Source organism: Paraburkholderia flava (assembly GCF_004359985.1).
Lineage (GTDB): Bacteria > Pseudomonadota > Gammaproteobacteria > Burkholderiales > Burkholderiaceae > Paraburkholderia > Paraburkholderia flava.
Window position 1 is genome coordinate 304,563 of record NZ_SMRO01000001.1, and the last position, 14,289, is coordinate 318,851.

Genomic DNA, 14,289 nt, shown 5'->3' on the forward strand with positions numbered 1-14,289 from the left:
TTGCGTCAGAACACTCTTCGAACAGGATCGGGAAAGTCATGGCAGTGATCGTCGATATCAAGACATTTGCGGCAATCGGGGCCGGCGTGATCGGTAGCGGCTGGGTGGCGCGCGCGCTTGCGCACGGACTCGACGTCGTCGCGTGGGACCCGGCGCCGGGCGCCGAGCAGCAACTGCGCGACAACGTCGCGAACGCGTGGCCCGCGCTTGAGCGGATCGGGTTGGCTGAAGGGGCATCGCAGGCGCGACTGCGCTTCGTCGATACGATCGAAGCGTGCGTCGCCGACGCCGACTTCATCCAGGAGAGCGCGCCCGAACGCGAATCACTGAAGCTCGCGCTGCACGAGCAGATCGGACTCGCGGCGAAACCCGACGCGATCATCGGTTCGTCGACGTCGGGTCTGCTGCCGACCGATTTTTACGCGCGTACCGCGCATCCGGAGCGCTGTGTCGTCGGTCATCCGTTCAATCCGGTGTACCTGTTGCCGCTCGTCGAGGTGGTCGGCGGCGAGCGCACGTCGCCTGCGACGATCGATGCAGCGCAGCAGGTGTATCGCTCGCTCGGCATGCGACCGCTGCATGTGCGTAAGGAAGTGCCGGGTTTTGTCGCGGACCGGCTGCTCGAAGCGCTGTGGCGCGAGGCGCTGCATCTGGTCAACGATGGTGTTGCGACGACCGGCGAGATCGACGACGCGATCCGTTTCGGTGCGGGCATCCGCTGGTCGTTCATGGGGACGTTTTTGACCTACACGCTGGCCGGCGGGGATGCGGGCATGCGACACTTCATGCAGCAGTTCGGGCCCGCGCTCGAACTACCGTGGACGAAGCTCGTCGCGCCGCAGCTCACCGACGAACTGATCGAGCGTGTGGTCGACGGCACGGCAGAGCAGGTCGGGCCGCGCTCGATCAAGCAGCTCGAACGCTATCGCGACGACTGCATCACGAGCGTGCTTGCTGCGATCCGCGATGCGAAAGCGCGTCATGGGATTGCCGTCGACGAGTGATTTTTTCTGATTACGCCACAGGAGCATGTCGCCGATGTCTGGACTGGAGATCTATCGCGATACCGTGCGGCCGGAATGGGTCGACTACAACGGCCATCTGCGCGATGCGTTCTATATGCTGATCTTCAGCTTCGCGACCGATGCGTTGATCGATCACATCGGTCTTGACGACGCGACCCGCACTGCGCGCAAGCGCTCGATCTACACGCTCGAAGCGCACATCAACTACCTGCACGAGATCAAGCTCGGCGCGCAGGTTCGCATCGTCGCGCGGCTGCTGGCGCACGATGCGAAGCGGCTGCATCTGTATCTCGAGATGTTTGCCGACGAGCGTGCGGAGCCGGTCGCGGCGAGCGAGCAGATGCTGCTGCACGTCGATACGAGCGGGCCGCGTTCGGTTGCGTTCGATGCGGACGTGGCGGCGCACGTGCAGGTGCTCGCGGATGCGGATGCTGCGTCGCCGCCCGCGCAATACTCGGGTCGTACGATCGCGTTGCCGGTCGCGCGGTCCGTTTGACGTTACGTACGCCAGTACGTCACGCCATGCTCGAACCTGAAATCGCCGCTTTCATCGCGCGTACCGCGGCGATCTATCCCTCGCATGCGACGACGTTGTCGCCTGCTGAACAACGCGTTGTTTACGATCGCTATGCCGCTGCGTTTACGCCGCCGTTGCCTGTCGGCGTTCATGTCGAGGATCGAATGTTCGATGCGAGCGCCGGGCATCGGATTGCGTTGCGGTTGTATCGATCATTGGCTGCTGCGAATGAGAGGCAGACGCGTGGCACGCTGCTCTATTTTCACGGCGGCGGTTTTGTGCTCGGGTCGCTCGACAGTCATCAGGTCGTGACCGCGCGTCTCGCCGCGGACACCGGCCTTGCAGTCATCGCAGTCGATTACCGGCTCGCGCCCGAACACCCGTCGCCTGCTGCGCATGAAGACTGCATCGAGATCACGCGCGCGGCGCTCGAAGGGCGCCTGCCATTTGCGTCGCTCTCTGCGGACACGCCGCTGCTGCTCGCCGGCGACAGCGCGGGCGGTAACCTCGCTGCAAGCGTCGCGATGCGGCTGCGCGATCTCGACTCACACGCGACGCGGCACGTTGCCGGCGTCGCGCTCGTCTACCCGATGCTCGGTTACGAGCCACAGCGCCCCGCACGCGATACCGAAGCGCAGGCACCGATGCTCACGCTCGCCGACGTTCATGCGTTTCGTCACCACTACTGGGGCGATCTGCCTCGTGACCAGCTGCCGCCGACGTGGATGCTTCCGCTCGATGCGGATCGCTTCGACGGCTTGCCACCGGTGCTGTCGATCGGCGTCGAGCACGATCCGTTGCGCGACGATGCGCGTGTATTCGCGGAACGCATTCGCGCGGTGGGTGGCGATGCGCGAAGCTGGATCGGCGAGGGCCTCGTGCATGGATGCTGGCGCGCGATCGATATGAGCCCGGGTGTGCAGCGAATGCACGATGAGGTCTGCCGTTTTTTGCTCGATGCGGCGCGCGCTCGCGCGTGATGCGATACGCGTGACGGGCCGTTGAATCGTTTGCGCATCGAAGCCTTCGATCTTCTCTTTCGGCTCGATATCGAGACCTCGCGCGTTGTGCGAGGTTCTCTTGATGCCTTCTGTCGCAATGGCAGGTGTCGCATCAGCGATTGAGTCGTGCCGCGTATTTTCCCCTGTCCCGTTTTCTCGCGATCGTTCGAATGTGTGCGCGTTGCAGGTTTATTCGGTGAGCCGGATCGCGTTCAATATCCGTAACCGGATTCGTACGGTTTTAAACGGTTATCGTGTTTCGCTTCCACCTGGCGAATGCGTTCGGTCAACTGATTTAATTTCTATCGTCGATGGGTTGGCCAGCGCACTGACGGATCAACTCCAGAAAAGCGCAGGATGCCTCGCCTTACGGCGGGTTTCTTTGCGGAAACGTGGCGCTCGGATGTCTACACGTTCTTTACGGAGAGAGGCATTAAATCTCGCTCTCCGGGATGTTGAAAATTAAAATTATTCTGTACAATCCCGTCCTACATAAGGCTGGGAATTATTCCAACGCTTGCGGCCGCAACTGGTGGACATCCGTCCACGCTTGGGACGGATGTCCACCAGTTGCGATAGATGCAGGCATGACGGTCCAGACTCTCGCGGCAAATTGAAAAGATAATAAACGGTCTACAGGCTTGAAGTGCTGGTAAACGTGAATGCACGATACCTGTAGTGATGGGCAGCGAAACGCGAAAAACTTGAAAAGGGGAGTCGGAGGAAAACCGCTGGACGTGTGCGATATCGGGCCTTTCGCCTGCATGGCGAATTGTGCATGGACTGTCGCGCTATCTCGAAGCGGTCTTCGGCCTAAAAACGAATAAGTTGAACAGGTTTGGATCAGGAAAGAACGGGTAGACAACTTCACCGGAAACATTAGCTGACGACCGTCAAAACCGGTACGGCGTCTGCCGGTTTAGCTCGTCTGTGGTGAATGCATTCGCCGGTGATCGGGAAATAGTGGTCCGTGTTCATCGGCAGGTCATGTTTGTATTGGATGCAATGTCGGCGTGCATTGCCAACAAGAAACGGGGATAGAAATGAAGTATCGCGTTCTCGCATCGTGCGTCGTTCTGCTTCTCACCGCCTGTGTGCAAGGTCCTCCGCCGAGCAATCTCGTCCGGATGTGCGACGACACCGGATGCTCGTATCGTCCGAAAGACCAGGTGACGCGTCAGCCGAGCGACGAACCCGATGAAGCCAGCGATCCGCGCATCGTCGCGCTCAAGACGGCAGCCAATACCGAGCCACGTGCCGCCTACGATCTCGGCCTGCGTTATTTCCGCGGCGACGGCGTGCGTCAGGACAGTTATCAGGCGCTCGTCTGGATGCGCAAGGCTGCAGAGCGCGGCAACCTGCCTGCGCAGAAAGCACTGGGTAGCTTCTATCTGTTCGGTCTCGAGGAGATGGGCCCGGATCCGCGCGAAGCCGAAAAGTGGCTGATGCTCGCCGCAGGCCGTGGCGATCAGGAATCGAAGAAGTTGCTCGAGCAGGCAAGAGCCGACAAGAAGGCCGACGCCGACGACTACAAATGGCGCAAGGAAGAACGTGAGCTGTATTCCGGCTACTGGTATTCGGGCTATGCGTACCAGGGCTATTGGCGTCAGACGGCGTGGTACTGGTACTGATCCTCGACCGGACGGTACCCGTCATGCGGCGGGAGGCGGCCACGACCATGGCTGCGTTTCAACAGGGGCTTATTTCGGCTTGGCAGGACGAGTAAGTCGAAGATCGAGATCAATCACTACATCAATCAATATATGAACCTCCTATCTAAAAATTCGGGTTTGAAGGCCGTATTCACGATCGGCCTGATCGGGTCTCTGGCTGGATGCGGAGGCATGGTAACCACGGGGAACCAGAATCTGGGCGTCACGGGTGCGGCGGGCGGGGCGACCAGCGCCGGCGCGGACGACCAGCTGCAACGTTGCGCGGCACCGCTCGGCACGATTGCGGTCGACGACGGTCGCAACGCCGACTGGTTCGGGCCGTTCGGCAGCGCGACCCAGATCACGAGCATCGACCCGCTGCTGCGTCTCGCGGTGCAGCAGTCGAACTGCTTCGTGATCACGTCGATCGGCAATCAGAAAACGGACGCGCGACTGTCGCGCATCACCGATCTGCAGCGCAACTCCGGCGAATACCGCGCGGGTTCGAAGCAGCAGAAAGGTCAGCGCGTCGCTGCCGACTACTATATGGAACCGTCGATCGTCATCAGCAACTCGCCGATCGGCGGGATGGCCGGTGCGCTGGGCGGACTGATCCCTGGGGGGGCGGCGATAGCGGCGATCGCCGGCAGCGCTCAGGTGAAGGCATCGGTCGTGACGCTGACGCTGTTCGACGTGCGTTCGGCGGTGCAGATCGCGGCGGCCGAAGGCAGCTCCACGGCGACCAGCTACGGTGCGGTGCTGGCTGGATTCGGCGGCGGCGCGGGCGGCGCCCTCGGTGGCTTCTCGAAAACGCCGGAAGGCAAGGCAACCGTTTCTGCGTTCATCGATGCGTGGAACAAGATGGTCGTCGCGCTGAAGAGCTACAAGGCGCAGGACGTGAAGGGCGGGCTGGGTCGCGGCGGTCAGTTGAAGGTGAACTGAGCGCGTCTGCTGTAGCCTGAACGCCTGGCAGTTTCAAAGGCCCGCTTGCACCGATGGTGCAAGCGGGCCTTTTGCTTGTGATGGCAAGCGGAGCGCGAGATAGAGACGGTGCTACGGCGCGACTGACGAGGCTGGACCAAGCGTAGTCACGCACGCAGCAAAAGAAGAATCAGGCTTCGGCAGTCAGCGCGCAGAGAATTTCAGCGGAGATCATCGCGGATGCATTCGACGGCGCCGGACGTTCGGCCGGTCGAAACACCGCGTCGCCGCGACGGATCTTGCGACGCGAGACCGCGCAGGTGCCGGACGTATGTGCCGAGCGGCGCCGCCAGCGCTGTTCGCCGTAATGACAACGGCCGGGTTCGACCCAGCGGATCACAAGCGTGGTGTCGGAGCGTTCGAGAATCTCAATGCGTACGCCGTTGGCGCCGGTCAAGGGAATGGACTCTCTGGTCTTCATCGTTCGGCTCCGGGGGATATGTGTGGTGTGCCGAATGTATTCCTGCCGGAGACGGAGAGCCATTGCGCGCGAGTTGAAACACCGTTCCCCAAATAGCAATAATGGGATGGAACGGGTGGCGGGCTACGAAGGAATGCGGGTCTCCGGGAACACTAATTGCATTAGATCGGATTTTCGCAACAGAGTGTTCTGCCGGTAACGACTAGTTGCGGCCGGCTGGGAGGCAGACGGTCGGCGGGTACGCCAGCGGTTAGGATGAGGGCGGCGCTTCCATTAAGATGGGCGCTCTTGCCGTCATGCGTCAGGCGAAGCGGAGTGTACCGCGCCTTCGCAAACCGGTGCCGCCAGTTACGCACATCACCCGAGGCTTCATGATCCACCGTCCTTCGTCGCACGACTCCGCCAATCCCGACCGCCTCAAAATGCAGCAGATCGCATCGGCCGTGCTGTACGGCGTACTGGTCGTGCTCGCGCTGTGGATCGTGCACGACTTCATTCCGGCCGTCGCCTGGGCGTGCGTGATTGCGATCGCGCTGTGGCCGGCGATGCGCGCGATCGAAGGGCATCGGTGGTTCCAGGGACGCACGACGCTGATCTCGGTGCTGCTGACCGTGGCGGTTGCGCTGCTGGTCGTGCTGCCGGTCGGTCTTGGCATCGCGCAGGCCGCGGGTGAAGCGCACGACCTGCGCATCTGGCTCCGGACGATCCAGGAAAACGGTATTCCGCTGCCGACCTTCATCGAGCATCTGCCGTTCGCGTCGCAACAGATCGGCGCGTGGTGGCAGGCCAATCTCGCGCAGCCGCTCAGCGCATCGCCGGCGATGAAGGGATTGCACAGTCAGGCGGTCGTCACGTTCGGCCGGCACTTCGGCGCGCGCGCGGCGCACGGGCTCGTGCTGTTCGGCTTCATGCTGGTCACGCTGTTCGTGATTTTCCAGGCCGGGCCGCGGCTGTCGGGTTCGCTGATCAAGGGCGCGCGACGTGCGTTCGGCGCCGACGGCGCACAGTTGATGCAGCGGATGGCCGGCGCGGTACGCGGCACTGTGACCGGGCTCGTCGTGGTCGGACTCGGCGAGGGCGCGCTGCTTGGCGTTGCTTACGCAGTCACGGGCGTGCCGCACGCGACCCTGCTCGCGCTTGTGACCGCAGTCGCCGCGATGCTGCCGTTCTGCGCGCCGATCGTGTTTTGCTGCGCGGCGTTGTGGCTGTTCATGATGCAGGGCGCGGTGGCCGCAGCGATCGGCGTCGCGGCGTTTGGCTTTGTCGTCGTGTTTGTCGCCGAACATTTCGTGCGGCCCGTGCTGATCGGCAACTCGACGCGCCTGCCGTTCCTGCTCGTGCTGTTCGGTATTCTCGGTGGCGCGGAGACGTTCGGGCTGCTCGGACTCTTCATCGGGCCCGCGTTGATGACGGTGCTGGTCGTGCTGTGGAACGACTGGGTGCGTTGATCTGCGTGAGTTCGGTGGCGGCGGAGAGGAAGGCGGGCAGCGAGTTTGTCGGCTTGATTTCGCGGGCGAGGCGCGATCGCCGCGATTCATCGTGCGTGCCGTTTGCTTTGCGTCGACAGAAACCCGCATGCAAATAAACGCGCCGGCGGCAGACGCCGCAAAATCTACGCAGGCACTCGCAACCGGAACGACAGCACACGCGACAACGGCTCCGACGCTCGCGCGACCATCAGTAACGCACCGATCGCAACCGCATCCGCGAGCAGGCCGAGCGGGATGTTCAGGTAACCGTCCGTCGCGGCGTACAGCAGCGAGTCGACGACCAGCGAGATCACCGCACCCGCGACGAAGCACAGCAAGCCCTTGCGCCCGACGAGACCGATCCACGGCAGACGCAACGCGAGTTTTTTCGCGATGCCGATACGGATCAGGTTCGCAACCAGCCAGCCGATCGCAACGAAATTCAGCGCGCGGAACCACGCCAGATTTTGTTTGAACTCGCCGTCGAGCGGCGTGGTCTCGACGAATAGCTTGTACCAGGCCGCCACCGCGACAAGGCCGAGTGCCGCGATGCTGACGAGCCAGCCGAAGCGATGCGCGCTCACGCGCTGATACACCGGCTGGCAGCGCGCCAGCACGCCGAGCACGAACAGCAATTGCCACGCGAGCGGATTGAAGTCCCAGTGCGCGTCTTCGACTGCCGGCAGATAACCCTGCAACGGCTTCGCGACCGCCCACAGTGCGACGCTGCCGGCCAGCAACAACCACGGCTTGCGGCGCGCGAGCGGCAGCACGGCCGGCGCGGTCAACGCGAAGAAGGTGTACATCGGCAGCACTGATGCGAGATACGGCTGGCGGCGGAACAGCAGGATGTCGCGCAGGCCCGCGAGCGGCGCGGCGATGAATTCGTCGAGGTCGTCGGTGGTGATGTTCGGCGCGTCGATGCTGAGCGCGAGGAGGATCGCGCTGACGATCAGCATCAGGCCGGCCGTGATCAGGAACGCGCGATAGATCTCGAGCGCGCGCACGAAGAAACGCTGGCGTGCGATGGCCTCGGTGCGCCGTTCGGCGAGCGCTGCGTACGCGGTTGCTGTCGCGAAGCCGCCGAGGAACACGAACACTTCGGCTGCATCGCACAGCGCATACGCATGCAGCGTGAAGCGCGACAGGATGCTGCCGCCGATGTGATCGACCACGATGACGAGCAGTACGAGTCCGCGAAAAAAATCCAGTTCGACGAGGCGTGACGACGACGTTTTCATGCGCGATAACTGAGGCAAACAAAAGCGGCTCGTTGTGGCGGTGCGCGAAAACGCGCAGCACACCGGCACGAACCGGTCGATAACTATAGCAACGTGGCAAGCGGGCAGTGCACAGCGGGGACGTCGGGGGGCGACACACTACCGGACGCAAACGACGACGCGGAGGCAACGTCGTTCGCAAGGCTGTCATAAGTGACCTGTGGCCGGTTCGCGAGTTCCGTTGGCGCACGGGACATGGCCGAACGGAATATTTCGCGGGGTTACGATCCGCCTGATCTCGCGAGTCATGTCGTCGATCGACGCGCACCGTTTCACGCAGCTTGTCGATGCGCATACGTTGGTCATTGAACTCGCGTACTTCAAATAGGTGATCCCACCGAATGCGATCGCGAGACGGCGTGACCTGCAACCACGCAAACACGCCGATGTCACATCTCGACAGCAAACCCGGTACGTACCGAACATCACGCCGCGCGCAATTCACGATCATCGGGATCGATCCGGCAATTGAGCGGTCGTAGTACCGGACCCCGACGTGCCACCTTCCTTTCTCACGGAGAACGACCTCATGAGCAATCGCGCAGACCAGATTCTTCCGCATCATCGCTATGTCCATTCGATCGGCGCGCCGCTCGCGTGTATTCAAGGCACCATCAGCCGCGTGTTCGCGAGTCCGGAGAATCACCACGGCGCGAACCATCAACACTTCGTCGTGAAGATCGACAAAGTCGTGAAGTTCGAAGGGGGTAACGAGAACCTCGTCGGCACGGAGGTGTTCCTCGCGGTGCGCTTCGGCGACAACGAAGGGCTCGCACAGGAAATCCCCGGCTTGCAGGCCGGTCAACCGATCGAGGCGCAAGGCGAATACATCTCCGAAGCCAGCGCCTACCCGACCGAGGACAACAGCAATCCGATCCTGCCCGTGCTGCATTTCACCCATCATCCGGTCGGCTACGTGCTCTACCACGGGCAGTACTACAGCTGATTTCTTCAGGCCTTTTCAAGTTGCAGTGCGGGTTTGCCGATAACGAGACAAATACGAGGCAAACCCGTGACAAGTCACGCCCGCGACACACGGCAACCCGGCGTCCGACGCGATCACGGGATTCGGGCAATTTGTATCAGAGTGTTTTTCCGGCCCAGACTTTTGTGAAACGCATTTTACAATGGCGCCGGAATGTGAGATCCCAGTCCGGCCCTTTAAACGAGGAACGTCCGAGTTAACGTCGTTTTCTTCGAAGAAGTGGACTGGATGCATGACGACGACCGACCGCGGCCGCGCTTTTTCGCGCGTCCGGATTTCGGCCGGTCCGATGAATTGAGCAGGAGTCGAACATGGTGAGAAGTCGTTTCGACATCACGAAGTGGCGGGTAGCAGGTATAGGTGTCGCGGTTGTCGCGACGGTATTGAGCGGCTGCGCAAACGTCGGGCAGCAGAATGCGCAGACCGGTGCGACGGTGCCTGCGTCGGGCGTATCGGTGGGATCGTCCGCGACGGCATCGAGTGGGAGTGCGGTGAGTGCGACCACGACCATCGCCACAAGCCAGGCAGCGGCACCCATCGCCCCGCAAATCTACAAGGTGCGACGCGGCGACACGTTGAGCCGCATTGCGCAGAACCATGGTTGCAGCGTCGCGGACCTGCAGACGTGGAATGGTCTGAAGCGTTCGGCGCGACTGAAGACAGGGCAAACGCTCAAGGTATCGTCGCCGGATGCGACGGCCGTGGCGTCGGCCAACGATGCGAACGGGAGCCATGCAACGGCGCCCACTACGACCGAAAACACCTCCGCATCCGCTGATCAAACCGACCCGGCGCTCGCGCGGCAAGTCGCGGCGCAGGCCGCTCGTCACGCGAACGGCGTTGCGTTGACGTGGCCCGCGCAGGGCAAGGTGGTCGAGTCGTTCCAGCCGGGCGAGACGCGCGGCATCGAGATCAGCGGCAAGTCAGGCGACCCGATACTCGCGGCCGCCGACGGCAAGGTCATGTATGCGGGCACCGGTCTCAACGAATACGGCAGCCTCATCATCGTCCAGCACAACAAGGACTTCCTGACGACCTACGCGCACAACCGCAGGCTGCTGGTGAAAACCGGCGACATCGTGCGACAAGGGCAGCAGATCGCCGAAATGGGCGACGAGAACAACTCGCGCGTCGCGGTGCTGTTCGAAGTGCGCCGCGACGGCAAGCCGGTCGATCCGATGCCTTATCTGCCTCGGCGCGGCTAAGCGACGCGCACACCGAGGCAGGGGTTCTTCACACGCAAGCGGCGATCAGATCACATACAGATCGACATACTCGTGAACAGGCATGGCTTCGAGCCGTGCCTGATCGAGCGAGACGTCGAGAATGGCTTGCTGCTGCTTGACCGGGAAACGCCGCGCGAGGTTGGTGCGGAATTTCTCGACCAGCAGCGGAATGCCGTCGGTGCGGCGACGACGGTGGCCGATCGGGTATTCGACTGCGACTTCGTCGAGCGTCGTGCCGTCGGTGAACTCGACGGTCAGCGCGTTGGCGATCGAACGCTTCTCGGGGTCGTGATAATCCTTCGTGAACTGCGGGTCTTCGACGCAGGTCATCTTTGCGCGCAGCGTATCGATGCGCGCATCCTGCGCGATCGAGTCTTCGTAGTCGGCAGCGGTCAGGCGACCGTGGATCAGCGGCACCGCGATCATGTACTGGATGCAGTGATCGCGGTCGGCCGGATTGGCCAGCGGCCCCTGCTTGTCGATGATGCGGATTGCCGCTTCATGCGTGCGGATCGTGATCTTCGCGATGTCTTCGACCGTCTTGCCCTTCGCCTTCAACTGGCCGTGCAGCGTCATTGCCGCTTCGACTGCGGTCTGCGAGTGGAACTCGGCCGGGAACGAGATCTTGAACAGCACGTTTTCCATCACGTAGCTGCCGTACGGGCGCTGGAACTTGAACGCGTTGCCTTTGAACAGCACATCGTAGAAGCCCCAGGTCTTCGCGGTCAGCACCGACGGGTAACCCATCTCGCCGGTCTTCGCGATCAGCGCGAGGCGCACGGCGCGCGACGTCGCATCGCCTGCGGCCCACGACTTGCGCGAGCCAGTGTTCGGAGCATGACGGTACGTGCGCAGCGACTGGCCATCGACCAGCGCCAGCGACACCGCATTGATCAGCTCGTCGCGCGTGAGGCCGAGCAGCTGGCCGACCACTGCCGTCGACGCAAGCTTCACCAGCAGCACGTGATCGAGGCCGACCTTGTTGAACGAATTCTCGAGCGCAATGCAGCCTTGAATTTCGTGAGCCTTGACCATCGCGACGAGCACGTCTTTCATCGCGAGCGGCTTCTTGCCAACGGCGACGGCGTTACGCGAGAGCCAGTCGGCGGTCGCGAGAATGCCGCCGAGGTTATCCGACGGATGACCCCACTCGGCGGCAAGCCACGTGTCGTTGAAGTCGAGCCAGCGGATCATCGCGCCGATGTTGAAAGCGGCCTGCACCGGGTCGAGCTGGAACTGCGTGCCGGGGACCTTGGCGCCGTGAGGGACGATCGTGCCGGGCACGATCGGGCCCATCAGCTTGGTGCAGGCGGGGTAGGAGAGCGCTTCGAGTCCGCAGCCGAGCGTGTCGATCAGGCAGTTGCGCGCGGTTTCGAGCGCAAGCGTGCTGTCGACTGCATAGCCGAGCACGTAATCGACGATATCGACGAGTACTTGATCGGGTTCGGGGCGAACGTTGGAGATATGGCTCATGGCGAATGATGTGAAATAGAGAAAGCAGCGGCGCGACACAGAGGTGTCAACGCCGTCGTATAAACGGCAACAGCGTGCCGCATGGAATTGCCCGCGATTACCCGCGACGCGACAGCGGCACGAACTTCAGATTCTCGGGACCGGTGTAGTTCGCGCTCGGTCGGATGATCTTGTTGTCGATGCGTTGCTCGATGATGTGTGCGCTCCAGCCGGCCGTGCGCGCGATCACGAACAGCGGCGTGAACATCGCCGTCGGCACGCCCATCTGGTGATACGACACCGCGCTGAACCAGTCGAGATTCGGGAACATCTTCTTCGCGTCCCACATGACTTTCTCGAGCCGCTCGGCGATGTCGAATAGCTTCGTGTCCGATGCTTCCTTCGACAGCTTCTTCGCGACTTCCTTGATCACCTTGTTGCGCGGATCGGAGATCGTGTACACCGGATGCCCGAAGCCGATTACGACTTCCTTGTTCTCGACGCGACGGCGGATGTCGGCTTCGGCTTCATCGGGGCTCGCGTAGCGCGACTGGATCTCGAACGCGACTTCGTTCGCGCCGCCGTGCTTCGGTCCACGCAGCGCGCCGATCGCACCGGTGATCGCCGAGTAAATGTCCGAGCCCGTTCCCGCAATCACACGACCGGTGAACGTCGATGCATTGAATTCATGCTCTGCGTACAGGTTCAGCGACACATGCATCGCATCGACCCACGACTTCGACGGTGCACGTCCATGCAGCAGATGCAGGAAGTGCCCGCCGATCGATTCATCGTCGGTTTCGACCTCGATGCGTCGGCCGTTGTGCGAGTAGTGATACCAGTACAGCAGCATCGAGCCGAGCGAGGCCATCAGGCGGTCGGCGATGTCACGCGAGCCGGGCAGATTGTGGTCGTCCTTTTCGGGCAGCACGGTGCCGAGTACCGAGACGCCGGTGCGCATCACGTCCATCGGATGCGCGGATGCGGGCAGCCATTCGAGTGCGGCTTTCAGGTTCGCGGGCAGGCCACGCAGTGCATGCAGCTTCGTCTTGTACGCAGCGAGTTCGGCGGCGTTGGGCAGCTTGTCGTGGACCAGCAGATACGCGATCTCCTCGAATTCGCACGCACCGGCGAGGTCGAGAATGTCGTAGCCACGGTAGTGCAGATCGTTGCCGGTACGGCCGACCGTGCACAGCGCGGTGTTGCCCGCCGTCACGCCCGACAGCGCAACGGATTTTTTCGGTTTGAATGCGCCGGCGGCCGGCGTGTTGTTGTCTGCTTCGCTCATGATGTCTCCTGCTGCAGGTGTTGAACGGTAGGGCCGATTACTTCTGTGCGGCGAACAGCGCATCGAGCTTCTGCTCGTACTCGTGGTAGCCGAGATAACGATAGAGATCGTCGCGTGTCTGCAGCGTGTCGACGGCTGCTTTCTGCGTGCCGTCGCGCATCACGGTCTCGTAGAAATTGAGCGCGGCGGCGTTCATCGCGCGATACGCGCCGCAGCAGTACAGCGCAATGTCGACGTTCGCTTCGCGCAGTTCGGTCGTCGTGAAGAACGGCGTCGAACCGAACTCGGTCAGGTTCGCGAGGATCGGCACCTTCACGGCGGCCTTGAAGCGGCGGTAGTCGTCGAGCGTGCGCATCGCCTCGGGGAAAATCATGTCCGCGCCGGCCTCGACGTACGCGACCGCGCGCTCGATCGCCGAATCGATGCCTTCGACCGCTGCGGCATCAGTGCGCGCCATGATCACGAAGTGATCGTCGGTGCGTGCATCGACGGCCGCTTTCACGCGATCGACCATTTCTTCGAGCGGCACGCATTCCTTGCCCGGACGATGTCCGCAGCGCTTCTGTCCGACCTGGTCTTCCAGATGAACGGCCGCGACGCCGGCCTTGATAAACGAGCGGACCGTGCGCGCGATGTTGAACGCGCCGCCCCAGCCCGTATCGATGTCGACCATCAGCGGCAGGTTCGTCGCATCGGTGATGCGGCGCGCGTCGGTGAGCACGTCGTCCATCGTGCTGATACCAAGGTCCGGCACGCCGAGCGAATTCGCGGCCACGCCGCCACCCGACAGATAGACCGCCTTGAAACCGACCGCTTCGGCCATCTTCGCCGCGTACGCGGTAATCGCGCCGACGACCTGCAACGGTTGCCCTTCGGCGACGGCTTTGCGGAACTGCGCGCCGGCGCTGGCCGGGGATCGATGTGCTGTGCTCATGACGTCTCCTTTGATGATCTGGCCTGTTAGTGCAAGGACCGGGCCAATGAGTGTTGCG

General features: G+C 62.4%; 13 protein-coding genes. 8 read left to right on the top strand and 5 right to left on the bottom strand.

Annotated features, from left to right (window positions below; translation table 11 throughout):
- Nucleotides 1-38 precede the first annotated feature (38 nt).
- From E1748_RS01305 to E1748_RS01325, 5 genes are all read left to right on the top strand, one after another.
- Entirely contained in the window at nucleotides 39-1,004 is a 966-nt protein-coding gene (locus tag E1748_RS01305) for an L-carnitine dehydrogenase (protein ID WP_133645353.1), read from the top strand.
- Between the two features lie 34 nt (nucleotides 1,005-1,038).
- Nucleotides 1,039-1,521 carry a thioesterase family protein gene (locus E1748_RS01310; protein ID WP_420819286.1) on the top strand — a complete coding sequence of 161 codons (483 nt, stop codon included), beginning with the start codon at nucleotides 1,039-1,041 and terminating at the stop codon, nucleotides 1,519-1,521.
- Nucleotides 1,522-1,547: 26 nt separating this feature from the next.
- Nucleotides 1,548-2,522, top strand: coding sequence for an alpha/beta hydrolase (locus tag E1748_RS01315; protein ID WP_133645355.1), 975 nt, complete (start codon nucleotides 1,548-1,550; stop codon nucleotides 2,520-2,522).
- A 1,064-nt stretch (nucleotides 2,523-3,586) separates the two neighbouring features.
- Nucleotides 3,587-4,174 carry a tetratricopeptide repeat protein gene (locus E1748_RS01320; RefSeq protein ID WP_133645356.1) on the top strand — a complete coding sequence of 196 codons (588 nt, stop codon included), beginning with the start codon at nucleotides 3,587-3,589 and terminating at the stop codon, nucleotides 4,172-4,174.
- 132 nt (nucleotides 4,175-4,306) lie between these two features.
- Nucleotides 4,307-5,137, top strand: coding sequence for a hypothetical protein (locus E1748_RS01325; protein WP_133645357.1), 831 nt, complete (start codon nucleotides 4,307-4,309; stop codon nucleotides 5,135-5,137).
- Between the two features lie 169 nt (nucleotides 5,138-5,306).
- Here the strand turns inward: E1748_RS01325 and E1748_RS01330 are convergent, their stop codons facing one another.
- Nucleotides 5,307-5,597 carry a DUF3331 domain-containing protein gene (locus E1748_RS01330; protein ID WP_133645358.1) on the bottom strand — a complete coding sequence of 97 codons (291 nt, stop codon included), beginning with the start codon at nucleotides 5,595-5,597 and terminating at the stop codon, nucleotides 5,307-5,309.
- Nucleotides 5,598-5,968: 371 nt separating this feature from the next.
- Between E1748_RS01330 and E1748_RS01335 the strand changes: the two genes are divergently transcribed.
- Nucleotides 5,969-7,045, top strand: coding sequence for an AI-2E family transporter (locus tag E1748_RS01335; RefSeq protein ID WP_133645359.1), 1,077 nt, complete (start codon nucleotides 5,969-5,971; stop codon nucleotides 7,043-7,045).
- A 164-nt stretch (nucleotides 7,046-7,209) separates the two neighbouring features.
- On the opposite strand, the gene E1748_RS01340 is transcribed toward E1748_RS01335, so the two are convergent.
- Nucleotides 7,210-8,307 (bottom strand): OpgC domain-containing protein, encoded by a 1,098-nt coding sequence (locus E1748_RS01340; RefSeq protein WP_133645360.1) that lies wholly within the window; start codon nucleotides 8,305-8,307, stop codon nucleotides 7,210-7,212.
- A gap of 568 nt (nucleotides 8,308-8,875) precedes the next feature.
- On the opposite strand from E1748_RS01340, the gene E1748_RS01345 reads away from it, so the two are divergent.
- Complete coding sequence (locus E1748_RS01345; RefSeq protein WP_133645361.1) at nucleotides 8,876-9,292, top strand: hypothetical protein; 417 nt, start codon at nucleotides 8,876-8,878, stop codon at nucleotides 9,290-9,292.
- Between the two features lie 350 nt (nucleotides 9,293-9,642).
- Complete coding sequence (locus tag E1748_RS01350; protein ID WP_205965187.1) at nucleotides 9,643-10,536, top strand: peptidoglycan DD-metalloendopeptidase family protein; 894 nt, start codon at nucleotides 9,643-9,645, stop codon at nucleotides 10,534-10,536.
- Between the two features lie 45 nt (nucleotides 10,537-10,581).
- Here E1748_RS01350 and E1748_RS01355 read toward each other — a convergent pair whose 3' ends face one another.
- The 3 genes from E1748_RS01355 to prpB all read right to left on the bottom strand — a co-directional run bounded on the left by E1748_RS01355 (nucleotide 10,582) and on the right by prpB (nucleotide 14,231).
- Complete coding sequence (locus tag E1748_RS01355) at nucleotides 10,582-12,030, bottom strand: bifunctional 2-methylcitrate dehydratase/aconitate hydratase (RefSeq protein ID WP_133645362.1); 1,449 nt, start codon at nucleotides 12,028-12,030, stop codon at nucleotides 10,582-10,584.
- A 97-nt stretch (nucleotides 12,031-12,127) separates the two neighbouring features.
- Entirely contained in the window at nucleotides 12,128-13,297 is a 1,170-nt protein-coding gene (gene prpC, locus E1748_RS01360; RefSeq protein WP_133645363.1) for a bifunctional 2-methylcitrate synthase/citrate synthase, read from the bottom strand.
- A 37-nt stretch (nucleotides 13,298-13,334) separates the two neighbouring features.
- Complete coding sequence (gene prpB / locus E1748_RS01365) at nucleotides 13,335-14,231, bottom strand: methylisocitrate lyase (protein ID WP_133645364.1); 897 nt, start codon at nucleotides 14,229-14,231, stop codon at nucleotides 13,335-13,337.
- Nucleotides 14,232-14,289 lie beyond the last annotated feature (58 nt).

Bases quoted from the DNA above. Each gene is read 5' to 3' on its own strand.
- E1748_RS01305 (WP_133645353.1), top strand. From the start codon at position 39: ATGGCAGTGATCGTCGATATCAAGACATTTGCGGCAATCGGGGCCGGC.
- E1748_RS01310 (WP_420819286.1), top strand. From the start codon at position 1,039: ATGTCTGGACTGGAGATCTATCGCGATACCGTGCGGCCGGAATGGGTC.
- E1748_RS01315 (WP_133645355.1), top strand. From the start codon at position 1,548: ATGCTCGAACCTGAAATCGCCGCTTTCATCGCGCGTACCGCGGCGATC.
- E1748_RS01320 (WP_133645356.1), top strand. From the start codon at position 3,587: ATGAAGTATCGCGTTCTCGCATCGTGCGTCGTTCTGCTTCTCACCGCC.
- E1748_RS01325 (WP_133645357.1), top strand. From the start codon at position 4,307: ATGAACCTCCTATCTAAAAATTCGGGTTTGAAGGCCGTATTCACGATC.
- E1748_RS01330 (WP_133645358.1), bottom strand. From the start codon at position 5,597: ATGAAGACCAGAGAGTCCATTCCCTTGACCGGCGCCAACGGCGTACGC.
- E1748_RS01335 (WP_133645359.1), top strand. From the start codon at position 5,969: ATGATCCACCGTCCTTCGTCGCACGACTCCGCCAATCCCGACCGCCTC.
- E1748_RS01340 (WP_133645360.1), bottom strand. From the start codon at position 8,307: ATGAAAACGTCGTCGTCACGCCTCGTCGAACTGGATTTTTTTCGCGGA.
- E1748_RS01345 (WP_133645361.1), top strand. From the start codon at position 8,876: ATGAGCAATCGCGCAGACCAGATTCTTCCGCATCATCGCTATGTCCAT.
- E1748_RS01350 (WP_205965187.1), top strand. From the start codon at position 9,643: ATGGTGAGAAGTCGTTTCGACATCACGAAGTGGCGGGTAGCAGGTATA.
- E1748_RS01355 (WP_133645362.1), bottom strand. From the start codon at position 12,030: ATGAGCCATATCTCCAACGTTCGCCCCGAACCCGATCAAGTACTCGTC.
- prpC (WP_133645363.1), bottom strand. From the start codon at position 13,297: ATGAGCGAAGCAGACAACAACACGCCGGCCGCCGGCGCATTCAAACCG.
- prpB (WP_133645364.1), bottom strand. From the start codon at position 14,231: ATGAGCACAGCACATCGATCCCCGGCCAGCGCCGGCGCGCAGTTCCGC.